This window comes from Streptomyces sp. NBC_00448 (assembly GCF_036014115.1).
Taxonomy (GTDB): Bacteria; Actinomycetota; Actinomycetes; order Streptomycetales; family Streptomycetaceae; genus Actinacidiphila.
The window spans coordinates 2,109,322-2,131,793 of sequence record NZ_CP107913.1; the positions used below are offsets into that span (position 1 = coordinate 2,109,322).

The 22,472-nt window shown below is 70.9% G+C and carries 20 protein-coding genes and 3 pseudogenes; 12 read left to right on the plus strand and 11 right to left on the minus strand.

Features of this window, described 5'->3' with window-relative positions:
* Positions 1-22 precede the first annotated feature (22 nt).
* Positions 23-1,264 (minus strand): MFS transporter, encoded by a 1,242-nt coding sequence (locus OG370_RS08935; protein ID WP_328462361.1) that lies wholly within the window; start codon positions 1,262-1,264, stop codon positions 23-25.
* 100 nt (positions 1,265-1,364) lie between these two features.
* On the opposite strand from OG370_RS08935, the gene OG370_RS08940 reads away from it, so the two are divergent.
* Positions 1,365-2,450, plus strand: a complete 1,086-nt coding sequence (locus OG370_RS08940; RefSeq protein WP_328462363.1) for a helix-turn-helix domain-containing protein — start codon at positions 1,365-1,367, stop codon at positions 2,448-2,450.
* A gap of 555 nt (positions 2,451-3,005) precedes the next feature.
* Positions 3,006-3,932, plus strand: coding sequence for an NADP-dependent oxidoreductase (locus OG370_RS08945; protein WP_328462365.1), 927 nt, complete (start codon positions 3,006-3,008; stop codon positions 3,930-3,932).
* 144 nt (positions 3,933-4,076) lie between these two features.
* Here OG370_RS08945 and OG370_RS08950 read toward each other — a convergent pair whose 3' ends face one another.
* Complete coding sequence (locus OG370_RS08950; RefSeq protein ID WP_328473909.1) at positions 4,077-4,661, minus strand: DUF6262 family protein; 585 nt, start codon at positions 4,659-4,661, stop codon at positions 4,077-4,079.
* 115 nt (positions 4,662-4,776) lie between these two features.
* Between OG370_RS08950 and OG370_RS08955 the strand changes: the two genes are divergently transcribed.
* Positions 4,777-5,154 carry a hypothetical protein gene (locus tag OG370_RS08955; protein ID WP_328474894.1) on the plus strand — a complete coding sequence of 126 codons (378 nt, stop codon included), beginning with the start codon at positions 4,777-4,779 and terminating at the stop codon, positions 5,152-5,154.
* Positions 5,155-5,195: 41 nt separating this feature from the next.
* Here OG370_RS08955 and OG370_RS08960 read toward each other — a convergent pair.
* Positions 5,196-5,363, minus strand: a pseudogene (locus OG370_RS08960) (site-specific integrase); the annotation flags it as partial.
* A gap of 4 nt (positions 5,364-5,367) precedes the next feature.
* Between OG370_RS08960 and OG370_RS08965 the strand changes: the two are divergent.
* Positions 5,368-5,562: pseudogene (locus OG370_RS08965) on the plus strand (phosphopyruvate hydratase); the annotation flags it as partial.
* 370 nt (positions 5,563-5,932) lie between these two features.
* On the opposite strand, the pseudogene OG370_RS08970 reads toward OG370_RS08965, so the two are convergent.
* Positions 5,933-6,097: pseudogene (locus OG370_RS08970) on the minus strand (pirin family protein); the annotation flags it as partial.
* A 94-nt stretch (positions 6,098-6,191) separates the two neighbouring features.
* Between OG370_RS08970 and OG370_RS08975 the strand changes: the two are divergent.
* A complete protein-coding gene (locus OG370_RS08975; protein ID WP_328462367.1) occupies positions 6,192-7,346 on the plus strand; it encodes a tyrosine-type recombinase/integrase in 1,155 nt (384 codons plus the stop codon).
* Between the two features lie 59 nt (positions 7,347-7,405).
* Here OG370_RS08975 and OG370_RS08980 read toward each other — a convergent pair whose 3' ends face one another.
* Positions 7,406-7,594 carry a helix-turn-helix transcriptional regulator gene (locus OG370_RS08980; protein ID WP_328462369.1) on the minus strand — a complete coding sequence of 63 codons (189 nt, stop codon included), beginning with the start codon at positions 7,592-7,594 and terminating at the stop codon, positions 7,406-7,408.
* 1,042 nt (positions 7,595-8,636) lie between these two features.
* On the opposite strand from OG370_RS08980, the gene OG370_RS08985 reads away from it, so the two are divergent.
* The 4 genes from OG370_RS08985 (at position 8,637) to OG370_RS09000 (ending at position 12,411) form a co-directional block, all read left to right on the plus strand.
* Entirely contained in the window at positions 8,637-9,446 is an 810-nt protein-coding gene (locus tag OG370_RS08985; RefSeq protein ID WP_328462371.1) for a transposase family protein, read from the plus strand.
* A 580-nt stretch (positions 9,447-10,026) separates the two neighbouring features.
* Positions 10,027-11,232, plus strand: a complete 1,206-nt coding sequence (locus OG370_RS08990) for an IS256 family transposase (protein WP_328473911.1) — start codon at positions 10,027-10,029, stop codon at positions 11,230-11,232.
* Between the two features lie 385 nt (positions 11,233-11,617).
* Positions 11,618-11,977, plus strand: coding sequence for a transposase (locus OG370_RS08995; RefSeq protein WP_328473913.1), 360 nt, complete (start codon positions 11,618-11,620; stop codon positions 11,975-11,977).
* Positions 11,893-12,411, plus strand: a complete 519-nt coding sequence (locus OG370_RS09000) for an IS5 family transposase (RefSeq protein ID WP_328462372.1) — start codon at positions 11,893-11,895, stop codon at positions 12,409-12,411. The genes OG370_RS08995 and OG370_RS09000 overlap by 85 nt, the downstream gene beginning before the upstream one ends.
* On the opposite strand, the gene OG370_RS09005 is transcribed toward OG370_RS09000, so the two are convergent.
* The 4 genes from OG370_RS09005 to OG370_RS09020 form a co-directional block, all read right to left on the minus strand.
* Positions 12,329-12,895 (minus strand): hypothetical protein, encoded by a 567-nt coding sequence (locus tag OG370_RS09005; protein ID WP_328462374.1) that lies wholly within the window; start codon positions 12,893-12,895, stop codon positions 12,329-12,331. The two genes, OG370_RS09000 and OG370_RS09005, sit on opposite strands and share 83 nt — an antisense overlap.
* Before the next feature lie 786 nt (positions 12,896-13,681).
* Positions 13,682-14,647, minus strand: a complete 966-nt coding sequence (locus OG370_RS09010; RefSeq protein ID WP_328462376.1) for a pirin family protein — start codon at positions 14,645-14,647, stop codon at positions 13,682-13,684.
* A gap of 7 nt (positions 14,648-14,654) precedes the next feature.
* Positions 14,655-16,643, minus strand: a complete 1,989-nt coding sequence (locus OG370_RS09015) for an acyclic terpene utilization AtuA family protein (protein WP_328473915.1) — start codon at positions 16,641-16,643, stop codon at positions 14,655-14,657.
* A 36-nt stretch (positions 16,644-16,679) separates the two neighbouring features.
* Positions 16,680-17,738: an NADP-dependent oxidoreductase gene (locus OG370_RS09020; RefSeq protein WP_328462378.1), complete on the minus strand. Its 1,059-nt coding sequence runs from the start codon at positions 17,736-17,738 to the stop codon at positions 16,680-16,682.
* Positions 17,739-17,851: 113 nt separating this feature from the next.
* Between OG370_RS09020 and OG370_RS09025 the strand changes: the two genes are divergently transcribed.
* A complete protein-coding gene (locus tag OG370_RS09025) occupies positions 17,852-18,811 on the plus strand; it encodes a LysR family transcriptional regulator (protein WP_328462380.1) in 960 nt (319 codons plus the stop codon).
* Positions 18,808-19,383 carry an NUDIX hydrolase gene (locus OG370_RS09030; RefSeq protein ID WP_328462382.1) on the plus strand — a complete coding sequence of 192 codons (576 nt, stop codon included), beginning with the start codon at positions 18,808-18,810 and terminating at the stop codon, positions 19,381-19,383. The genes OG370_RS09025 and OG370_RS09030 overlap by 4 nt, the downstream gene beginning before the upstream one ends.
* Positions 19,384-19,462: 79 nt before the next feature.
* Here OG370_RS09030 and OG370_RS09035 read toward each other — a convergent pair whose 3' ends face one another.
* Positions 19,463-20,476 (minus strand): ArsR/SmtB family transcription factor, encoded by a 1,014-nt coding sequence (locus OG370_RS09035; protein ID WP_328462384.1) that lies wholly within the window; start codon positions 20,474-20,476, stop codon positions 19,463-19,465.
* A gap of 129 nt (positions 20,477-20,605) precedes the next feature.
* Between OG370_RS09035 and OG370_RS09040 the strand changes: the two genes are divergently transcribed.
* A complete protein-coding gene (locus OG370_RS09040; RefSeq protein WP_328462386.1) occupies positions 20,606-21,937 on the plus strand; it encodes an MFS transporter in 1,332 nt (443 codons plus the stop codon).
* Positions 21,938-22,112: 175 nt separating this feature from the next.
* On the opposite strand, the gene OG370_RS09045 is transcribed toward OG370_RS09040, so the two are convergent.
* Entirely contained in the window at positions 22,113-22,445 is a 333-nt protein-coding gene (locus tag OG370_RS09045) for a hypothetical protein (RefSeq protein WP_328462388.1), read from the minus strand.
* Positions 22,446-22,472 lie beyond the last annotated feature (27 nt).

Below are 22,472 nucleotides of genomic sequence, written 5' to 3' on the forward strand. Positions count from 1 at the left end.
TCTCCCGCATCGATCGCCGGGCTCACGCGCCGGCTCGCGCCGGACGGCGGTAATCGCTGGGCCGCGTTCCTTGATCCTTCTCGGTGGCGACGGCGGAGGCGGAAAGGAGGGTCGCGGCGGCGAGGCTGCCCCAGAGGGCGGCCGAGCCGCGGGAGGCGAGAGCGGTGACGATCGCCGGGGAGACGGCGAGGCCGAAGCCCGTGGAGAGCTGGAAGCGGGTGAGGGCGCGCCCCAGGACATGGGCCGGGGCGAGGACAGTGACGAGTGCGGTGGCGCTGCCGGCGTAGATGATCTCGCCGATGGTGCAGACCACGGACACCACGGCGACGGCCGGGGCACCCCAGCCGTGTCCCAGTGAGGTGGCCGCGAGGAAGCCGAGGTAGGACGCGGCCAGCACCACGCCGGAGAGGGCCAGCACGGTCCGCCGGGAGAAGCGGGACATGAAGACGGTGACCGGAACCTGCAGGGTGACCACCAGCACCGTGTTGGCCACGAAAACGGCCCCCGACCACACCGGGGAAGCGTGCAACCGAGTCACCAGGACCAGGGGAAGCGCGATTTCGGGGATGTTGAGGCAGAAGACGTAGATCACGTTGGCAGCCAGCAGCACGCGCATCCGGGGTGCGGGCTCGTCGTCCCGGTCCTCGGCCGCGGCAGCGGCCGGATACGCGCGCAGACGGACCGACCATGCCAAGGCCGCCGCGGCGAGGTAGGCGAGGCCGGTGAGGGCCGCCAGCACCTGCAACGCGGTGGTGCCACCCGCCACACATGCGGTGGCAAGGAGTCCACCGGCGCCCAGGCCGGCGTTGCGCAGCGCACGGCCCCCTGCGAGAGCGGCGTCGCGTTCGCGGCCGTGGGCCACCGTGGCCACCAGGGCCGCATGGGCAGCCGGCCACGCCTGGTTGCCGATGCCGAGGAAGAGCGCCGCTGTGCCGAACAGCCAGGGGTGCCCCGCCGGGGTGGCCAGAAGCAGCGCCACCCCCAGCACCCGTACCAGCATCGACGCCGCCACGACCGTGCTGCGTGCGCCCCGGTCCAGCCATCGCCCCACCGCGGGCATACACACCAGAGCCACGACGCTGCCTGCCGTCATGGCGATGCCGGTGGCCGACACGGACAGCCTCAGCACCGCCACCCCGTAGAGCAGCAGAAAGGGACGCAGCAAGCCGGTGCCGAGCGCGTCCACGGCCAGGGCGACGGCATAGCGGGGGCCTCCGGAGGCACGGACGAGAGCACGCGGATGGATCTTGCTGGTGGTTGCCATGGAGCCAACGGTGCGTTCGGCCCCCAGGCAGGGGCACGTCAGTTGACGGACACCGTCAATCGACGCGGTCGTCGGCCATGCGACCAGCCATGATGTGGGGATGACGTTGAGAATCGACATCGGCGGCCCGCCGTCGGGGCAACTGCGGTTCGCCGCCTCCCCGCTGGCCGAGCTGACCGCGATGCTGCACGTGCTGGCCGAACCCGCACATCACCCGCAACTCGCCGGCTGGGCCGGGGGTGTCTGGGCCGGGCTGCGGCCGGAACTGGCCGAGCGGCTCAGGGAAGCGGAGTTCCTCTGGCGTTCCTCACGAGCCGACTTCCTGGTTCCTGCCCGTCCCCGGCCGACCCTCGCCGAGGAGTTGGACGACGTGGACCGGATCGACGACGAAACCTATGTGACCGCAGCGCTCATCACCACGTGCGGCAGCAACCGGGTCCACTTCGCCGGTCCGTCGCCGCTCGCCGACGCGACGGCGCGCGAGCGCGCCCTGGACCTGGCCCAGGCCCGCGGCGCACTCCAAGAGGCTTTCGCGGAACGGCTGCTCGCGGACCCGGCCGCGGTGCGGGCACGGGTGCGTCACACCCTCGAACAGTGCGCCGAGGCATTCTTCGACACCGCCTGGACGGGCGTCGCCGTGCAACTCGCCACCGATCTGCGCCTGAAGAACGACCTGTTGAAGCGCCAGGGCGTCGGGGCGGCGCTCGCATCGGTCTCCGGCGCCGTCACCCTGGCACCGGACGGCAACTGCATCATCGTGGACAAGCTCCAGGACAGAGTGACCACCGCCCACGGCACCGGGGTCACGTTCGTCCCCAGCGTCTTCGGCCGCCCGCACCTGGTAGCGGTCCACGCGCCCGGGTGGCACCCGGTGGTGCAGTACCCCGTGACCGAGCCGAGCCCCTCGGAGCCGGTGCCGCTGGAAACAGTCACGCTACGGCTGGAAGCACTCGCGCATCCGGTACGGCTGCGGCTGCTGCGCACCCTGGCCCGCGGCCCGCACACCACCGGTGAACTGGCGCACGCCTGGGAACTCTCGCCTCCGGAGGTCTCCCGCCACCTCGCTGTCCTGCGCCGCGCGGGTCTGCTCACGACCCGGCGACACGGGCGCTACGTCCAGTACACCCTCAACCTGCCCGAGATGACGACGCTGGGCACGGACCTGCTGGCGGCCGTCCTGCGCTGAGCAGTTTCGTTCTGCCGAAACGCGAGTGACCCCCACTTTCGCGACATCGTCCCACTCGGCAGGGCGCCCGAGCCGCCCGTCGTGACCGCCTGCCGCCCTCGGACAGCCGGGCGGGCCACCGGCTGCATCCGCCCGGGCCGTATCGCGCCGGGCCATGGCTCACGACCCTGCCCGCCGCTGAACTTCACGGCCTTCTCGGTGCTCGGCTTCTTCGTACCCGACACGGACACCTTGCGGCCGGCCGCTTGGGGCGGTGGACCGCGCCTCGGTGCCGCCGATCAGCAGCGTGACGCCCTCGGCCCCGGTATAGCCGGACACGTCGGCCAAGGCGACCACGGGTCGGCCAAGTCAGGGATCAACCCGAGCTTCTCGTATTGCTGTTCGTGTTCTGGCATCAGGGCGCCGGGTCGCGTGGACCGTCACCGACGCGACCGGCTCAAGCGGCGACTGGCTTCTCATGCGGCCCCGGCGGAATATGAAACCAGTCGTCAGGGTTCCAGGGACAGTTTGCCGGGGCCTGCCCGGTCAGGACACCTTCAGAGAGAAGATGTGACGATGCGTGCGGTCATCCTGTCCGAATACGGTGGCTCCGACGTGCTCCGCGTCGGCGAGGTCCCGACCCCTGAGCCGGGCGACGGTCAGATCCGTATCCGGGTCTCGGCGGCCGCGTTGAACCCCGCCGACGCCTTGATTCGTTCCGGCGCACTTGCCTCGCGTGTCCCCGTGCGGGACCACTACATTCCCGGTCTCGACGTCGCGGGAATCGTCGATGCCCTCGGCGGCGGCGTCCACAGCTTCGATGTCGGTGACGCCGTGATCGGCTTGTCCGACTGGCCGGACACCCAAGCCGGCACACACGCCGAGTACGTCGTCCTGCCCGCCACGGGCGTCGCTGCCGCACCCCGGCACGCGAGCCCGGTGCAGGCGGCGACGCTTCCGCTGAACGGACTCACCGCCCGGCAGGCGCTGGACCTGCTCGCCGCGGCCGACGGCGCGACCGTGGCGATCACCGGTGCCGCAGGCGCCGTAGGCGGCTATCTCGTCGAGCTGGCGGCCGAGCGTGGCCTGCACGTCGTCGCCGTCGCCGGAGCCCAGGACGAGGAACTGGTGCGCAAGTTGGGTGCCTGCCTCTTCGTCCCGCGCTCTGACGACCCCGCCGCTGCGATCCGCGCGGCCGTTCCCGGCGGAGTCGCCGGGCTGGTCGACGCCGCGGCCTTGGGCGAATCAGTGATCGGTGCGCTAGGCGACGGCGGCACGTTCGTCAGTGTTCTCGGCGCCGGCCCAGCAGCGGAACGCGGTATCCGTGTCTCCCAGGTCCAGGTACACAGCGACGCGGTGCAACTCGCCGAGCTGGCTGCCCTCGCGGACGCCGGCCTTGTCACCCTGCGGGTGGACCGGACGATGCCGTTCTCGGAGGCCGCCGCAGCCCACGACACCCTGGCCTCGCGCGGCCTGCGCGGGCGCATCGTGCTCGTGCCCTGATGAGCTGACCGCCATTCACGGACCGGCCTGAACAGCAACTGATCGGCCGACCACTTGGCATCGATCCGGTCACCGCCGCCCGGCGGTGGGACGGCCCGCCCACCAGGACGGCGGACGGGCCGTGAAGTGGCTGGGCGGGAAGGGTCAGGACTTCGGTGCCGGTTCGGCGATGCGGGCTTCGAGGTCGGCGACGCGCCGGTCCTGGAAGCGCAGGTTCGAGCCGGCGGCCTTGAGTCGTTCGTCGAGGGTGCGGTTGTCGGTAGTGAGTTGGCGGACGCGCTGTTTGAGGTTGGTGTTCTCGGTGGCGATCCGCTGGACGGTTTCCTCGGGCCAATCAGCCTGCAAGTCGCCTATCTGGCCGATGAGTTCGCCGGTCCGTATGCGTGGGGTGAAGATCTCCGTGTGGGCTGCCTCGAGGGCGTCCTCGGCGTTCAGGGCGCGTTCGCGCCAGGTCGCCTCGCGTTCGTCGTCCTGTTCAGCGAGCGTGCGGGATTGGTGTTCGCCGGCCTGCGTCATCGCTGCGGCGACCGCGGCTCCGGCCTCGACGTTGTCGTAGAGGAAGGTGCGTGAGACGTCCGCTCGGCGGACGACGGCGGCGACGCTGACCTGGGCTTTCTCGCGCCGGAGCCGGGCGATGGCCTGGTGGAGGCGCTCAAGGGCGGCTTCGGTCGTGCGGCGGGCGGCCGGAGCCGCCGCGGTGCGGGGTTCGGGAACAGTGACGGTGTTCATGGGGCTTCCTGTTCGGGGGCATCGCCGTCGGCTGTGCCCGTATCTCTGTACTCGTCCGGCTCGTCGCTGCCCGCGTCGGCGAGGTCGGCGGCGCGGAAGGCGTGGACCACACTCGGTGGAAGTAGTCCTGGGGTTTGCGCAGGTCCAGGGCGAGGGCGTCGTCGAGGAGGCCCAGGCCGGCCAGGGCCTCGTCCAGGCCGTCGATGGCGCGGGCGGTGGGCTCGAAGTAGCGGTGGAGGTAGTCGGCGGTGGCGTCGTCCGTGGCGCCCTCGGCCGGCAGCCGCCGCCGTTGACGACGGGCTGGAAGGTGCAGAAGCCGCCCTCGGCGGGGGTGCTGCGGCGAGAGCGGTCGATGGCCAGGGCCTGGGCCTGCTCGCGGGTGAGCGGGGTGGTGTCGCTGGTGAGGAGTTCGCCGGGGTGGGCGGTGCCGGGTCCGGTGACCCATACGTGCTGGAGGACGTTGTCCAGGTCCGACTGGGTCAGGTGGACGTAGTGCTCGGCCATGCGGTCGGAGACCTGACCGAGGTAGCGGCGGATGCGCGTCAGGCTCGCGCCGTGCCGCAGCAGCCGGGTGGCCGGCGTATGTCGGGCCTGGTGGGCGACGTAGTGACCGCCGAGGTCAAGCTCGGCGATCCAGCTGCGGAAGCCGCTCTGGAACCAGGTGGAGGAAAAGGCGCGGCGGCCGTCGGGTTGCAGTCCCATCGACGTCTGCCGTGAGGCCGGCTACGCGGCGATGATCTCGCACCGATCCGGCGAGACCGAGGATTCCTTCATCGCCGACCTGGCCGTCGGCGCCGGCTGCGGCCAGATCAAATCCGAAGCGCCCGCCCGGGGCGAACGCGTCGCCAAGTACAACCGGCTGATCGAGATCTCCGCCCGCCACCCCGAGCTGGACTACGGCCCTGGGTCGGTGAGGCGGCCTCGTCGTCAATCGGGCCACGGATCGACACCACCCATCCGATGTGAGCATGATCAGCCCTCGCATGCGCCGGCCGACAGGGGCACGTCTACGGCGGGGCTCGCACGCCGGGGTCTCTGCCCATGGCAGCCGAAGCAGCACCCGGCCTGACTGCTGGTCAGCAAAGTCAGCATTGGGTCGGCATCGGTCCTGGCGCGCCCCGTCACACTCGTACGCACATACGAATCCCGCGAAGCGCTCTGCGGGCATTCCGAGCCCAGCGAGCCCAAGCCTGTCGGCGGACACGAGCCGGCCCCTGACCCGCTCGATAGGGAGGCGCCGAGCGGGTCGGGAGCGTCACGGAAACAACAGGTCAGCGCTCACGCCCGCGTGCCTTCAAAGGAGTTGGCGGGAGGTCCGGGGAGAGCAGGCGGTCGCCGTCGTAGCCGTGGACCTCACCGAAGCGGTCGCCGGTGTGCCAGTCCTCGCGGGCCTGCGCGATGTCCTCGGTGGTGCGCCCGACGAAGTTCCAGAACATACCACGTACTTGTGGACTCTCCCCAGGTCAGAGGGGTGATGGACCATCGCGGGTCAGCAAAGGGCCAGCATTGGTCCGAGGAGGGGCACGAACGATGGCGACCAGGACTCTCGCACGCGGAATGGGCACGTTCCTCAAGACCTGCGACCACCCGGAGGCACGCTGGTCCAAGTGCCCGCACCCGTACACCATCAGGTACCGCGACGCGGCCGGCAAGCAGACGGAGGAGTCCGGCTTCCCGACCCAGGACGCCGCCGTCGAACGGCTGATGGACATCTACACGTCCAAGAAGGCCCAACGCCAGAACCGGAGCAAGGCCGAGCGGATCAAGAAGTACAGCGCCATGACCTTCGCCGACTACAGCGCCGAGTGGCGTTCGAGCCAGCGGCACCTCGCGCAGGCTTCCCTCCGCCACCTCGACTCACTCCTCGATCACCACCTTCTTCCCGCCTTCACCAGCCGGCGGATGGGCAGCTTCGACCACAAGGTGGTCGACCGCTTCATCCAGTCCATGGAACGCAACAACGTCGGGCTGGCGACACAGGCGAACACGTTCGACAAGCTCAAGTCGATACTCCTGGACGCCCACCGTCTCGGCCTGTACGCCGACAGCCCTGTGCTGGGCGTCAAGCCGCCGCAGTACGACGCGAAACGCGCGGTCATCCCGTCCCCGCAACAACTACACCACCTCCGCACCGCCGGCGACGACGCCTTCCGCCTAGTCGTCGACCTCATGAGCGGATGCGGGCTGCGCAACGGCGAAGCCGCAGCGGTCAACCTCGCGAACCTCGTCGCCGAGGACGTCTACCGCGTCCACGAACAGGTCAACCAGACGACGAACACCTACGCTCGGCTCAAGCACCGGAAGCCCGACGAGTACCGGGACGTCCCCCTGCCCGCCCGCGTGAAGCAGACCATCGAGTGGTATGCCGACACACATGGCACGGTTGACGGCTACCTCCTGCGCAACCCGCGCAACCCGGACGTCCCGTATCCGTACTACTGCTTGTCGAACCAGTGGCGCGCCATCAAGAACAACGAAAAGGCCCATATCCCAGACGGAATGGTCGTCTACGGGTTCCGCCACTTCTTCGCGTCCAACTGCCTCTCCCACAACATCCCCATCACCGACGTCGCGGAGTGGATGGGCCACAAGAGCGTCGACATCACTTTCCGCGTCTACCGGCACCTGATGCCCGGTTCGATCAGCAAGGCCGCCAAGATCCTCGACATCGGCCTCGCCGCGTAGAACACCGCGGGGCCGGACGCACCACGCGCCCGGCCCCGCTTCTGCCGCCAGAGTGTTCCTCAGGCGCTGTCGCACCGCTGGCGGACCCACGCCTGCACCTCGGCAATCCTGAACTGGAGCTTCGAGTTCGCCCCCTTGCCGAATCGATACGGCACCAGCCCCACCCGCGGCCCCTCCCGATACACCCACTGCACCGACACGTTGAGATACTCAGCCGTCTCCTTGACGTCCATGAACTGCCTCGCCATGTCTTCCTCGCTCTCGCTCGCGGCCAACCGGAACCCGGGGCGACCGTCTGGAGCAACAACGGTGTCCCGCAGCCCGAGGTTTGACACAGCCGAGACTCTTCGATAAAGGGAATCGAATAGCTCCCGGACCTCGTGTCATACAGGGCGTACGAGTTGACCCCGCGGACCTGTCCGAGTGCCACGCAAGAGTGGACCAACCACGCCGGTGTGCCGTACACCGAGACGTGGCTGTTTGGTGACGGACCGAAGGACCTTGTGAAGCCGCGGGCGCGGTCTTGGATCCCGCCCGGGCTGCCGAAACGGGCAGATGGGGCGTGCCGCCCCGTTCGGCGCTGACATGTAGGTCAAATACAAGGAGACCGCCCGCGGCGGCCTCGCCGTCAACGTCATCGAGTGCTGACCGCGTAGGCCCTGACCTGCGGCTTCCCGTCTTTCAGCTCTGTCGGAGCCTTTCGTGCCTGTACGGCGGAAAGTCCCTCGGAAGTCCCTCCGACAGAGCTGAAAGTCCCTGAAAAGTCCCTGGGATCAGGTCCTGGGGAGGCGACGTTGGCAGGGCAGTGCAGCGCACCAAGGCTCGCACCCGACCGTCGGCGAACCCATCCGCCCGGCAAAGCCACGTGGCAGCAGCTCCGTCACCGCCGATCACGGACCTAGGGTTTATGAGTCGCCCAGATTCCGTACCGGACGATGACGCGTAGTCCTCCCTGATCCCATCTGTGCAGGCCAGAAGAACAGACGATCCGGCTCGCGGCACGTGATATCACCAGTTCCGAAGGCGTCCGGGCTCACACCGGGCTCACCGAGGGCGCACCGCAACAGCTGCCCCACTCCCCCACGATGACGGCCAAATCGGCCTCGAAGGTGACCCCTACGGAGGGCGGAGGCACTGAGGTTTTCTCAGCGAAATGATCTTCGCGAAACGTTGTGAACCGCTCGCCCTTGGGCGGATCGGACGAACCCATCCTGGTCGTGGGCAGACGTAAAGCCCCTGGTAGGACAGGTCTCACCACAAGAACTCGTCCGAACCGCCAGAGGCTTCACGTTGGTCACCTATGTTGCCACGCTCGACGTCCCGCGCCACGTCGTGGAGCACCTTTCACGACTGCTGGCCGCCCACCGGCGACGGCTGCGCACCCCGCGGGGGTCGCGGGCGCTGGGTCCGTTCCGCCAGGCCCTGCTGGTCCTGCGCTGGTTCCGCGGGAAGGCTTGCGTGCACTGCCTGGCCCGCGACGCTGGCGTCTCGCAGGCCACCGGCTACCGCTACCTCCACGAAGGCATCGATGTCCTGGCGGAACAGGCCCCCGACCTGCACGACGTCCTCAACCGCTGCAGGCGGGACGGAATGACGCACGTGATCCTGGACGGCACGCTCATCGAGTCCGACCGCCTCGCAGGCGTCCGCGACAACGGCAACGACCTCTGGTTCAGCCAGAAACACAAGGCATTCGGCGGCAACGTGCAGTTCCTGTCCGCCCCGGACGGAACCCCGCTGTGGGTCTCCGACGTCGAGCCCGGCTCCACACCCGACATCACCGCCGCCCGCATCCACGCCCTGCCCGCCCTGTACAAGGCCGCTACCGACGGGCTACCGACCCTCGCCGACAAGGGCTACATCGGCGCCGGCATCGGCATCCACGTCCCGGTCCGCCGCCCCAAGGGCAAGTCCGAACAAGCCCTCCACACTGACACCCGCACCACGAACACCCTGATCAGGGACTTGCGCGCCCTCGGCGAACGCGCCGCCGCCGAACTCAAGGAACGCTGGCGGGCGCTGAAGCACGTCTCACTCAGCCCCAGCCGGATCGGCGACATAGCCCGCGCCGCACTCGTCCTCAACGGAATCTGGAAATGATCTTCGCTGAGAAAACCTCACTGACCTCCGCCCTCCCCGCGACGATCAGAAACCAATACGGTCCGCAGGGGACCTACGCATTACGAGTACGCCAGCGATCGTGACACATTATGTCTGGCAGTACCGCTGAGTCTCGTTTTGCCTGATCAGGAAGCATGCATGAGGCTCAGTCATGTTGGCTCATGCTGGGACGTCCAAAGGCGTCCGCGCTCCCCTTGCGCTCCCATGCCCTCTCCCACGTGACTGTCAGAGGGATGATCCTGGCCACGACCAACTGTCTTGCCCGGAGAGACTAATGTTCTGGGGGCACAACTCAGAGAACCAGCGTCCGGAGTCGAACCCGATGGATCGCCCGGTTCGGACCCAACACGTAGGTTGTAGCCATTCAACAAGTGCCGACCATTCGCCTCCCTCCCAAGCCTTCCACCTGCGAACGTCGTCGGAATACACCGGCCGGGGAGTGTCTAATAAACGGAGGATCTGTTGATCATGGAGACGCCAAGTGAGTGAGATGACGATCGAGCACGAGTCCGTGGCTGAGCCGGTCGGTGCGGCCACGTCGGACGAGCAGTTGATCGCGATGCTGGTCGACCGGGCCCGGAGGGAGGGCATGCAGCTGACCGGTGCGGGCGGGCTGCTGCAGCAGTTGACCAAGCGGGTGCTGGAGTCCGCCCTGGAAGGCGAGATTACCGATCACCTCGGCTACGACAAGCACGATGCAGCTGGCCGGAACAGCGGCAACAGCCGCAACGGCACCCGGGCGAAGACCGTGCTGACGGATGTCGGGCCGGTCGAGGTCAAGGTGCCCCGGGATGTGGAGGGCAGCTTCGAGCCGCAGATCGTCAGGAAGCGGCAGCGGCGGCTGACCGGCGTGGACGAGATGGTGCTGTCGCTGTCGGCGAAGGGCCTCACCCACGGGGAGATCTCCGCTCACCTGGCCGAGATCTACGGCGCCGAGGTCTCCAAGCAGACCATCTCCACCATCACCGACCAGGTGATGGAAGGCATGGCCGAATGGCAGAACCGGCCGCTCGACCGCGTCTATCCCGTTTTGTTCGTGGACGCCATCAACGTGAAGATCAGGGACGGGAAGGTTGCCAACCGGCCCGTCTACGTCGTCATGGCCGTCACCGTCGAGGGCACCCGGGACATCCTGGGCATCTGGGCCGGCGACGGCGGCGAGGGCGCGAAGTACTGGCTGCAGGTGTTCACCGAGCTGAAGAACCGCGGCCTGGACGACGTGCTGATGCTGGTCTGCGACGGCCTCAAGGGCCTGCCCGATGCGGTCGAGACGGTCTGGCCTCGAACGATTGTGCAAACCTGCATCGTTCACCTTCTGCGCAACAGCTTCCGATACGCCTCGCGCGCGGACTGGGACAAGATCGCCAAGGCGCTCAAGCCCGTCTACACCGCGTCGAGTGAGAGCGCTGCCGCCGAACGCTTCTCAGAGTTCCAGGACGCCTGGGGAAAGAAGTACCCGGCGATCATCAGGCTCTGGGAGAGCGCCTGGGCGGAGTTCGTGCCCTTCCTCTCCTTCGACGTCGAGATCCGGACCGTCATCTGCTCGACGAACGCCATCGAGTCCGTCAACGCCCGGATACGCAAGGCTGTCCGGGCCCGCGGGCACTTCCCCACCGAGGCCGCCGCCTTGAAGTGCGTCTACATGGCGCTGATGAGCCTGGACCCGACCGGCAAGGGCCGCAAGCGCTGGACCATGCGCTGGAAGGCACCCCTGAACGCCTTCCAGATCGCCTTCGAAGGCCGGCTCACCCCGGCCAACAACTGAACCCCAACAACCAAGATCAGCCGTTAAATTGACACACCCACCGGCCGCTGCCGCGATTGGCCATGACAGGAGACTCAGTGCGTTGTGGCAAACCGGATCTCGTTCGAAGCCCGCGGTGCGGGTGATCATTCGGACAGAGATGCCGGTGCGGTCGTGGGCATAGAGAAACGGGCCCCTTGGTAGTGACGTGGTTGTTGAGGCCGGTCACGAGCAAGGAGGCCCGTTGTCGGACGAGTTGACCATCTCTGCCGTGCCTGCGTCCACCACGGTCACCCTTGGGTGTCACTGCTACGTGCACCGGTTCGGTTCGATCGCCGCGGGGCGACGGGCAGGCTGCTATCCGAGTGACATGACGGACGCGGAGTGGGCCGAGGTCCGCTCCGTGATGCCGGTGCCGGCCTGGCTCCTGAAACGGGGCGGACGCCCGGAGGCGTTTTGCCATCGCGAGATGCTCGACGCTGTGCGCTACCTCGTCGACAACGGTGTGAAGTGGACGGCCCTGCCGGTCGATTTCCCGTACTGGCGGGCGGTCTACGACTTCTTCCGCCGCTGGCGGTCCTACGACTACGTGCGTGAGCTGTACGAACGCCTGCGACGTTCGGCGAGGGAACGCTCAGGCCGCAACGCCGAGCCCAGTGGGGGATCATCGACAGTCAGTCGGTGGACGCCTCCGAAACCGTCGGCGAGGGCAGTCGCGGATACGACGGCGGCAAGTCACGCGACGGCCGCAAACGTCACATCCTGACCGACACCGAGGGCCTGCTCCTGGAGGTGACCGTGACCACGGCCGACGTGCACGACTCCAAAGCCGCCCCGGCGTTGCTGGAGGCATTCATGGCCGAGCCGGGCCGGCTGCTGAAGCTGGTGTGGGTCGACAGCGCCTACCAGGGCCCGGCGCTGGCGAAGGCGTTCGCCCGCCGCGGGGTGCGGATCGAGGTCGTGCGCCGCTCCGAGGGACAACGCGGATTCGTTGTACTGGCCCGCCGGTGGGTGGTGGAGCGCACGCTGAGCTGGCTCTCCCGCTCACGCCGCCTCAACCGCGACCACGAACGCCGCCCCGATCACCACGCCCAGATGGTGTGGTGGGCAGCCACCATCAGGCTGTCCCGGCGCCTGGCCGCAGACGCTCCGCGCTGGCCGGAGAAGCGTCCCGAGCGGCTGCTTCCGGCGGCGGCGTGAACCGTCCGTCCTCCGCCCGCAGCAGCCAGCCCCGCTTCTCCAGCACGTAGGCACGGTGTCGGATCTTCTCTACCTCGTTCTTGATCTCCGCTTCCCGGCCCACCGCCCGGGTCAGCTCCACCCCGTTCACCGGCCCCGAAGCGGCCACCACCGCGGCGAACACCTCCCGATACACGCCGCTGAGCACCTCCTCACCGATGCCCGGCCGCCACACCGGCGGCCGTCCACCACGCACCGGGCCTGAACCGTTCGATCCCCCAGCGGCAGCCACCTCACCACTTGACGGCACAGAAACCGGCGTATTCACCGCGCTCTCCTCGGCCAGCACCGACACGAGTTCCTCCCGCCCCACCCGGGCCCGCTCGACCCGCTCCCGCGCGGCATCCACCTCCGCCTGAGCCTGCTCCAGGACCTCCGTCCAGGACTCCAGCTCCTGCCTCGCCCGCGCCTCACGCCGCTCCATCAACCCCAGCACCGACGGCATCACAACCTCCTCGATCAACAACAAGCCGCCCGCTGCCTGCCCCTACCCCTCCGCGACCATGCCCCGCACACGAAGAAGCCCCTGCTCATCGAACAGGGACTCCCTTTGCCACAACGCACTCACCGCACTCGAACTACTCCCCGACTGTTCCCACCCCGACGCTGCTCTCCTACCGGACGCCATCACCAACGCGGCCGTCCTCGACGCCTACGCCGCCCAGGAAGTCCTGAACCACGGCGCAGCGCCCTTGTACCGCGACACCGAGCAGACGCAAAAGCTCCAGTCCGTACTCACCAGCTCAGGACTCGGCGCCGGGCATCTCCCAGCAAGTCATCTCCAAACCCTCACCGCAGCCGTGAACCACGCCGGCGCAGCTCTGCGCGATCTCCTGTAACCGACAACGGCAGGCAACGCGCCGTGTCGGTTCAGACCGCCTCTCCCTGCAAGATCGTCACCGCTCGGCCGAACCTTGCCCGCCGAGCTCAAGGGACCGGCAACGGCGCATCTTGGGTTGGTCGCCACCCTGGCGATCCCAGCCCACGAGGTGGGGTGACGGGGCGAAAGCACAGCCGGAACCGAGCTGACTACGAGTCAGTAAAGTCAGCATTGGGTCAGCATCGGTCCTGGCGCACCCTGTCACACTCGTACGCACATACGAATCCCGCGAAGCGCCCTGCGGGCATTCCGAGCCCAGCGAGCCCAAGCCTGTCGGCGGACACGATCTGGCTCCGGGCCCGCTCGATGCGATTGCGCCGAGCGGGCCAGGAGTATCAAGGAAACTGCAGGTCAGCGCTCACGGCCGCGCGCCTTCAAAGGAGTTGGCGGGAGTTCCGGGGCGAGTAGGCGGTCACCGTCGTAGCCGTGGACCTCGCCGAATCTGGTGCTCTCATTCCACTCCTCGCGAGCTTCTGCGATATCCTCGTGCGAACGCCCGACGAAGTTCCAGAACATGACGATCTTCTCGGCGAAGGGCTCGCCGCCCAGGAGCATGAGGGACGCGGAGGTGTCGGCGAGGAGGGGGAGGTCCCGGCGCCCCGCGCCGAGGTAGAGGAGGGACCCGGGGGTGAGGCGGACCCCGTCGACGTCGGCCTGGCCGGACATCGCGAGGGCGGCGTACTCGAAGTCGGGCTGGAGCGGCAGGCGCGCGGCGGTGCCCTCGGCGAGGGTGAGGTCGGCGCCGACCAGCGGGCTGTGGATGGTGCCGGGCGAGGCCGCGCCGTCGAGCTCGCCGAGGATTACGGTGGCGTGCAGGCCGTGCGCGGTGACCTCGGGGAGTTCGGTGTGGTGCTCGAAGGCGGGCGCGATGTGCCGGCGGGAGTCGGGCAGCGCGACCCACAGTTGGGCGCCGTGCAGGTAGCGGGCGTGGTCGCGGGGGGACTCCTCGGAGTGCGAGATGCCCCGCCCCGAGGTCATCAGGCCCAACTCCCTGGGCCGTACGGTCTGCTTGCTGCCGAGGCTGTCGCGGTGCAGCACCTCCCCGTCGTGCAGCCAGCTCACGGTCTGGAGCCCCATGTGCGGGTGCGGCGGCACCTGCATTCCCGGTTCGCGGGCGATGTCGTCGGGGCCGTAGTGGTCGACGAAGCACCAGGCGCCGATCATCCGGCGGCCGAGGTTGGGCAGCAACCGGCGTACCTGCGTGCTCTCGCCGAGCGGCACGGTGCGGCCGGTGAGCAGTTCGTGGACCGGAGCGGCGGAGACGTCCTCGCGGCCGCCGCAGACGCTGGCGGACGGTTTCACATCGAGATTGCTCATGGCCCGATCATGCCCCCGGACGTGCCCGCGGCGGCCGAGGCGGCTCCACCAGCCGCTCCGGTATGTCCGCCAAGCGGCCGCGCAGCCGCTCGCCGAGCGCCTTCGCCTGGGGGTCGGCGCGGGTGGACGCGGCCACGCCGTCGCCGAGCAGGTCGTGCACGACGAAGTTCAGGGCCCGCAGGTGGGGCAGTTCGTAGCGGCTGACCGGCAGCCGGGCGGCCTCGGGCAGCAGCGCGCGCAGCCGGGGCACGTCGAGGTACTCGCGCAGCCAGGCGTACGCGTCGTCGTCGCGGGCCCACAGCCCGACGTTGGCGTCCCCGCCCTTGTCCCCCGACCGCGCCCCGATGAGCGTGCCGAGCGGCAACCGTACGGTCCTGCCGTGCGCCGCGCCGGGCCGTCCGCCGTACGGTTCCGCGCGCTCGGGCCGCTGCGGGCCCGCGACCGGCGACGGCGGCGGGGGGACGGCGTCGGGGCGCAGACCGGGCGGGACGCGGCCCGCGGAGACCCCGCCGGGCGCTCCCCGGCCAGGTGGTACGCGGCCGGGCGACCCGGGGTCGGCGGACCCGCGGCCGGGCGCGCCGTCGTCAGGACGGCCCCCGGACGGGTCCCCGCGCAGCGGTGCCGCCGGCACGGGCAGCCGGGTGCCGTCGGCGAGCACCGTGACCGCCCGCACCTCCTGCGCCGGGATCAGCGCGGGCCAGTACACGCCGTACTCGGTGGGCCGGGCGGTGGCGTGCTCCAGGTACAGGCCGGGGTAGCCGGCCAGCGCGGTGCCGGCGACGGCGGAGAAGAAGCCGCGGCCGACCTTGCCGGGGTCGGGGTCCTTGACCGTGAGGGTGAGCCGGTCGACCTCGTGGCCGTGCTCGCGCCGCAGGTCGTACCCGGCGAACGCGGCCGGGCCACCGGTGGCGTCGCGCAGCGCTGCTTCGGCGAAGTCGGCCTTGGCGTCGAGGTCGAGGCCGGTGAGCACGAAGACCGCGGAGTTGCGGTGGCCGCCGACGTGGTTGACGCAGACCTTGAGGGTGTCGGGCGCGGGCTCCCCGGTCACCGGGCCGACCGCGACCCGGTCGGTGCCCTGCTGGGTGAGCCGTACGGTGTCGAAGCGGGCCACCACGTCGGCGTTGAGGTAGGCGGGATGGCCTGTCTCGTACAGGAGTTGGGCGGTGACGGTGCCCACGGTGACGGCGCCGCCGGTGCCGGGGTGCTTGGTGATGACGCTGGAGCCGTCCGGGTGGATCTCGGCGATCGGGAAGCCGGGGTGGACCGGGTCGGGGATCTCGGTGAAGAAGGAGTAGTTGCCGCCGGTGGCCTGGGTGCCGCACTCGATGATGTGGCCCGCGGTGACCGCGCCGGCCAGCGCGTCCCAGTCGTCGGCGGCCCAGTCGAACGCCCACGCGGCGGGCCCGACGACGAGGGAGGCGTCGGTGACGCGGCCGCAGACCACCACGTCGGCGCCGGAGCGCAGCGCCTGGGTGATGCCCCAGCCGCCGAGGTAGGCGTTGGCGGTGACCGGCTCGACACCGGCGGAGGCCAGCGGGCGGCCGGTGGCGAGGTGGGCGAACTCGTGCCCGCGGGACTGGAGTTCGGGCAGCCGGCCGAGCAGGTCGTCGCCCTCGACATGGGCGACGGCGGGCCGCAGCCCCGCGGCCGCGGCCAGTTCGCGGAGTTTGGCGGCGAGCCCGGCGGGGTTGAGGCCGCCGGCGTTGACCACGACCTTGATGCCGCGCTCCAGGCAGGTGCCCAGCACGTCGCGCATCTGGGCGAGGAAGGAGACCGCGTAGCCGCCGTCGGGGTCGCGCCGCCGGGCCTTCCACAGCAGCAGCATGGTGAGTTCGGCGAGGTAGTCGCCGGTCAGTACGTCGATCGGGCCGCCTTCGACCATCTCGCGGGCGGCGGCGAGCCGATCGCCGTAGTAGCCGGAGCAGTTGGCGATCCGCAGCGGCGCGGTCCGGCCGCGGCCGGACGTCGACGCCTCACCCGGAGCGGTCGTGCCCACCGGACCGTTCGCCGCACTGGTCACCGTACTCTCCCGTCACTTCGCTTCCGGGTCACCGACCTGGACGATCATCTTGCCGGTGTTGTCGCCGCGCAAGACCCCGATGAAGGCGTCCACGGTGCCGCGGACGCCCTCGACGACGGTGTCGTCCGGCACGACGGCGCCCGAGCGCAGGTGCGGCACCAGGAATTCCTCCAACTCGCCCTGAAGCGCGCGGTGGTGCCGGACGAGGAACCCTTCGAGCCGGACCGCCTTGTGCACGAGGTCGTACAGGTTGCGGGGAGCGGCGGGCGGGCGGTCGGGGTGGTTGTACTGGGCGATGCTGCCGCACCACGCGATCCGGCCGTGCTCGCGCATGTTGGCGATGAGCCCCTCCAACTGGGAGCCGCCGACGTTCTCGAAGCCGACGTCGATTCCCTCGGGCGCGATCCGCGCCAACTGCTCGGCGAACGGGCCGTCGTGGTAGTCGAAGGCACCGTCGAAGCCCAGGTTCCGGACCAGGTGCTCGACCTTCGCGGCGGAGCCGGCGCTCCCGTAGACGGCCGAGGCGCCCATCAACCGGGCGAACCGGCCGACCGCGGTGCCCACTCCCCCGGCCGCGGCCGACACGAACACCCTCTCCCCGGGCTGGAGTCGGGCAGCACGGGTCAGGCCGGTGTACGCGGTCAGGCCGGTTCCGCCGAGCACGCTCAACCAGGCACGCAGCGGCGCCCCGTCGACCCGCGGCAGCACCCGCACCTCGTCGGCGGTGAGCACGGCGTGGGTCCGCCAGCCGGCCCGGTGGAAGACGAGATCGCCCGGGGCGAGGCCGGGCGTGCGGGAGTGCAGCACCCGGCCGACGGAGCGGCCTTCGAGCGGCGTCCCGAGCTGCCATCCGCCTTCCTCCATCGACTCGCGCATGTACGGATCGACGGACAGGAGGATGTTCTCGACCAGTGCGGTGCCGGGCTCGGCGGTCGGCACGGGGTGCTCGACGTACGCGAAGTCGGCGGGCGTCGGCATCCCGGTGGGGCGGGCGACCTGGTGGACGGTGGTGGCGAGGCGGGCGGCGGGGGCCGTGGTCCTACGGCTGGGGCCGGTCTGCGGTGCGGTCATGCGGGTGACGCTAGGCGGGCGCGGCAGGCACCGGCAGACGCCGCCGTCGATGGATGGCCGGCTTCCATGAGCGGTGTTCATGGAAGGCGGCTGCCCGACGTACGCTGCCGGGTGTGACCGTGTCCGCCGTATCCGCCGTGTCCCCCTCGCCCGACCCGCGCCTGCTCGCCGTCCCCGAACTGCGCGTCCTGGTGGCGGTGGCGCGCGACGGCAGCTTCACCGCCGCCGCCCGCCACCTGGACATGACCCAGTCGGCGGTGTCGCACGCGGTCCGGTCGTGCGAGCGGAAGACCGGGGTGGTGCTCTTCGACCGCGGCCGGCACGGCGCCCGTCCGACCGCGGCGGGCGAGGCAGCCGCGGCGCAGGCCCGCCGTATCCTGCGGCTGCTGGAGTCGCTGGGCGACGAGGCGCGGGGCGCGGCAACGGGTGAGGTGACCGGCCCGTTGCGGATCGCCGCGTTCCGCAGCGCCGCCGTACAGGTGCTGCCCGTGGCGCTCGCGCGGCTCACGGCCCGCCATCCCGGCCTCGTCCCCAAGGTGCGGATCGTGCCGGATCTCGGCCGCGGCACCGTGGGAGAGGTCGCCGACGGGCGGGCCGACCTCGCCATCGCGACGCTGGACGCGGCCGCCACCGACACCACCGGGCTGGTCGCGGCCGCGCTGTTCGACGAGCCGTACGCGCTGGTGCACCCGGTGGGCGCCGCGGACCCGCGCGGACTGCCGCTGATCGACTGGGCGGAGAACTGCTCCTCCTACACCCGCCGTTGGTGGTCGGAGCAGGACTGGATACCGAGGGCGACGGTGGACGCGGGCGACGACAGCGTGGTGCTCTCGATGGTGGCCCGCGGCCTGGGCATGGCGGTCATGCCCGCGCTGGCCCTGGTCGGCGCGCCGGACACCGTGGCGGTCACCGACCTCGGACCGCGCCGCCCGACCCGCCAGGTCGGCTACGCCACCACCCCGGAGCTGGCCCGCACCCTCCCGGTACGCGCCCTGATCCGCGAACTGCGCTCCGCGGCGCCCGCGGTGCCGACCGGAGCGGCCCGGCCGGCCGGTGGTTCAATCACGGCATGAGCCAACCGCCCGCGAACCCCGCCCCCGGCAGCCCCTCCGGTCCCGACGACGACGGCGGCCTGCTGTCGGTGCACGAGGTCATCGACATCGTCGACGAGGACGACAACGTCATCGGCACCTCCCCGCGCGGCGAGGCGTACGCCCGCGGGCTACGGCACCGCTGCGCGTTCATCCTGGCCCGCGACCCGCGGGGCCGGATCTTCGTGCACCGCCGCACCGCCCGCAAGCTCGTCTTCCCGTCCCTGTACGACATGTTCGTCGGCGGCGTGGTCGGCGCGGGCGAGTCCTACGACGCGACGGCGCTGCGCGAGGCCGAGGAGGAACTGGGCGTGTCCGGGCTGCCGCAGCCCACCCGCCTCTTCACGTTCCTCTACACGCGGGACCCCGGCCCCGGCAGCTGGTGGTCCACGGTCTACGAGGTACAGGTCGACGGCCCGGTACGCCCGCAGCCCGAAGAGGTCGCCTGGCACGACTTCCTCCCCGAGGAGGAGCTCCAACGGCGGCTCGCCGACTGGGAGTTCGTCCCCGACGGCCTGGAGGCGTACCGCCAACTCCTGCACCGGCGCACCTGAGGACGGTGCCCCGCAGGACGGCCGGCTCGCCGCGTGTTCGCGCCGGAAGTACGCTCCGGAGGCGCCCCGGAGGGTCCGCTCAGCCGACCGCCGCCGCCAGAAGGGACTCCGCCACCGCCGTTCGCATGTACAGCACCGACCGCCCCGAGCGGTGCGCCGAGACGATGCCCGCGTCCCGCAGCGCCGTCAGGTGCTGGTTGACCCCGCCCGCGGACAGCCCGGTCCGCCCGGCGAGGTCGCTGGTCGACGCGGGCACCGCCAGTTCCGCGAGCAGCAGCGCCCGGGTACGGCCGAGCACCGCCGCGACCGCGTCCGGCACCGCGGGCCGCTCCGCCGACCAGACCGAGCCCCACCCGCGGCTGGGGTAGAAGAGCTGCTTGGCGGCCGGCGAGCCGGCCGACGTGGTGACCCCCGACCGGGTGAACACCGACGGCACCAGCACCAGGCCCTGCCCCGCCAGGTCCAGACCTGCGGCACAGGCCATCTCGGAGATGGTCAGGGTGCCCGCGGACCACCGCACGTGCGGGTGCAGGTCGCCGAGCACGGCCTCGGCCCCGTCGGCGGCCAGCCTGCGCGCCTGGTGGAAGACGTCGGCCTCCAGCACCGCCCGCACCTGCGGCCAGCACGGCGCGAGCGCCGCCGCCCAGTACGCGTCGAGCTCCGCGACGAGGCGGGCGATCCCGGCGGATGGGTCGGCGTACATCGCCTCGATCCGCTCGGTCCGCAGCCCGAACGCCCGCAGTTCGCGGTGGATCTCGGCGACCGGCGTGGCCGCGACCATCCGCAGTTCGGCGGCGAGGTCGGCGCCGGCGGCGGGCGGTGGCGGGGTGATGAAGTCGGGGGTGTAGCCGGTGGCCGGCACCAGGTCGAAGAGCAGTCCGCGGTCCAGCCCGGCCGCCGCGACCTTCGGCACCGCGGCCTCCAGCCAGCGCCGGTGCGCCGATCGGCGGCCCGCCACGCTGCCGACGGCCGACCGCCCGCCCGCCAGTTGGTAGGTGCGCACGCTCGCCACGACCTCCCACAGCGGGGACAGCGCGAACCGGGTCCGCGCCACATCGCTCGCGGAGAAGGCGAACCGGACCGCTCCCGCCATGACTTTCCCCCTTGCGGCGGTGACCCACCGCTCGCCTCGCGCGCCCGCCGCCGGCGCGCTGCGCCGGCCCGGATTCAGCCCTGCCTGAATCAATGCCGTCAACCCGCCCGGCCACCGCACCATTCCCGCATGACCGCTCCGCCACGGCAAGCTCCTCGGACTGCCGACGCCCTCCCGCCGCCGTCCCCGACCCCGCTCCCCAACCCGAACCCGAACCCGAACCCGCTCCCGAGCGGCGGCCCCCGCGGGGCGCGGCGGGTACGGGCCGCCGCCGCACGCCACTTCGGCGGGCTGCCCGGCCCGTTCTGGGTGGTCTTCAGCGGCACCGTGATCAACCGGGTCGGCACCATGGTCGTGCCGTTCCTCGTCTTCTACCTGGGCTCGCGCGGCGTCACCGCGGACCAGACGCCTTACGTGCTGGGCGCGCTGGGCGCGGGCGGGCTGGTCGGGCCGGTGCTCGGCGGGTGGTTCGCGGACCGGCTGGGGCGGCGGCAGGCGATCCTGACCGGGATGGTCGCGACGCCGCTCAGCCAGGCGCTGCTGTTCGCCTCGCCCGGCCTGGTCACGCTCGCGATCGCCGCCGGGCTGCTGGGCGCCGCCGCGAACCTGCACACGCCGGGCGTGGCCGCGGTGATCGCCGACTCGGCCGGTGCGGACCGCCGCCGGGCCGCGTACGGGCTCTACCACTGGGCGATCAACATCGGCGCGGCCACGGCCGGCGCGTTCGGCGGCTTCCTCATCTCCCACGGCTTCTGGCTGCTGTTCGTGGTGGACGCGGTGACCTGTCTGGGGTTCGCGGTGGTCGCCGCGGTCGCGCTGCCGAAGGAGCCGTCGCGTCACGCCGACCGGACCACGGCGTCCGGTGGTTACGGCGTGGTGCTGCGGGACCGGATGCTGCTGGCGCTGGTCGTGGTGTCGGTCGCGGGCGAATGCGTCTACGCGCAGACGGAGTTCACCGTGCCGCTGGCGATCCGCGACCACGGGCTTTCCGCGGGAGCGTACGGCCTGGTCGCCGTGGTCAATGCGCTGCTGGTGGTGGTCTGCCAGCCGTTCGCCAACGCCTGGCTGGCGCGCAGGGACCGGATGGTGGTGTGGGCGGCGGCGTCCGCGCTGGTGGCGGTCGGGGTGGCGGCGACCGGTACCGCGCACTCGACGGGCGGCTTCGTGCTGACCGCCGTGGTGTGGAGTGCGGGCGAGGTGTGCGCGGGCGGCATCAGCACCTCGGTGGTCGCCGACCTCGCACCCGGCCACGCCCGGGCCCGCTACCAGGCGGCGCTCAGCTGGGCCCGCGGGGTGGCCCGCTTCCTCTCCCTCGTCGTCGGGCCGGCCCTCTACGCGACGGCCGGCCCGGGCGCCCTGTGGTGGTCGGTCGGGGCGTTCGGCGTCGCGGGGGGCGTCGGCACTCTGGCGCTACGACCGGGACTGGCCCGGGCTGAGCAGCGCAACACAGCTTCCGCGTAAGGCCGTTGGCGACGCGGGAAGGGAACGGGGCAGCCGGCACGGCGCCTCGACCGGCGGTCCGGCGCACACGGGGGTGCCGGACCGCCGCACCACACGCCCCGCCGCCGCCCGGTCGCACCTCAACTGGCCTCCCCGGAAGGTCCGTTCACGCCCGTTCATGCTCATTCACGCCCGTTCACGTCAGCAGCAGCATCCCCGCGATCACCGACGCCGCGTTCGCCGCGACCGACGCCGCGTACGGCACCGGTCCGCGCAGCCGCAGCCACCACGCCGCCAACGCGCCCTCGACCAGGCACACCACGCCCTCCGCGACGGTGAACGCCGGCCAGTAGCCGCCCGCCGGCACCCGGGACAGGAACCACCACAGCACCGGGTGCGTCACAAGGTTGACCATGACGGCGACGGCCGCCGTACGGCCGTACCGCGCGGGGGACGCCGTGGTGATCGCGGCCACGTACACCGGCACCTCGACCGCCATGGTCAGCGCGAGAGCCGACGGGTAGGACACGACCGGATCGTGTCACGGGGAGGGGAC

Coding starts and splice junctions, on each gene's coding strand:
- OG370_RS08935 (WP_328462361.1), bottom strand. CDS start 1,264: ATGGCAACCACCAGCAAGATCCATCCGCGTGCTCTCGTCCGTGCCTCC.
- OG370_RS08940 (WP_328462363.1), top strand. CDS start 1,365: ATGACGTTGAGAATCGACATCGGCGGCCCGCCGTCGGGGCAACTGCGG.
- OG370_RS08945 (WP_328462365.1), top strand. CDS start 3,006: ATGCGTGCGGTCATCCTGTCCGAATACGGTGGCTCCGACGTGCTCCGC.
- OG370_RS08950 (WP_328473909.1), bottom strand. CDS start 4,661: ATGAACACCGTCACTGTTCCCGAACCCCGCACCGCGGCGGCTCCGGCC.
- OG370_RS08975 (WP_328462367.1), top strand. CDS start 6,192: ATGGCGACCAGGACTCTCGCACGCGGAATGGGCACGTTCCTCAAGACC.
- OG370_RS08980 (WP_328462369.1), bottom strand. CDS start 7,594: ATGGCGAGGCAGTTCATGGACGTCAAGGAGACGGCTGAGTATCTCAAC.
- OG370_RS08990 (WP_328473911.1), top strand. CDS start 10,027: ATGCTGGTCGACCGGGCCCGGAGGGAGGGCATGCAGCTGACCGGTGCG.
- OG370_RS08995 (WP_328473913.1), top strand. CDS start 11,618: ATGCCGGTGCCGGCCTGGCTCCTGAAACGGGGCGGACGCCCGGAGGCG.
- OG370_RS09005 (WP_328462374.1), bottom strand. CDS start 12,895: ATGCCGTCGGTGCTGGGGTTGATGGAGCGGCGTGAGGCGCGGGCGAGG.
- OG370_RS09010 (WP_328462376.1), bottom strand. CDS start 14,647: ATGAGCAATCTCGATGTGAAACCGTCCGCCAGCGTCTGCGGCGGCCGC.
- OG370_RS09020 (WP_328462378.1), bottom strand. CDS start 17,738: ATGACCGCACCGCAGACCGGCCCCAGCCGTAGGACCACGGCCCCCGCC.
- OG370_RS09030 (WP_328462382.1), top strand. CDS start 18,808: ATGAGCCAACCGCCCGCGAACCCCGCCCCCGGCAGCCCCTCCGGTCCC.
- OG370_RS09035 (WP_328462384.1), bottom strand. CDS start 20,476: ATGGCGGGAGCGGTCCGGTTCGCCTTCTCCGCGAGCGATGTGGCGCGG.
- OG370_RS09040 (WP_328462386.1), top strand. CDS start 20,606: ATGACCGCTCCGCCACGGCAAGCTCCTCGGACTGCCGACGCCCTCCCG.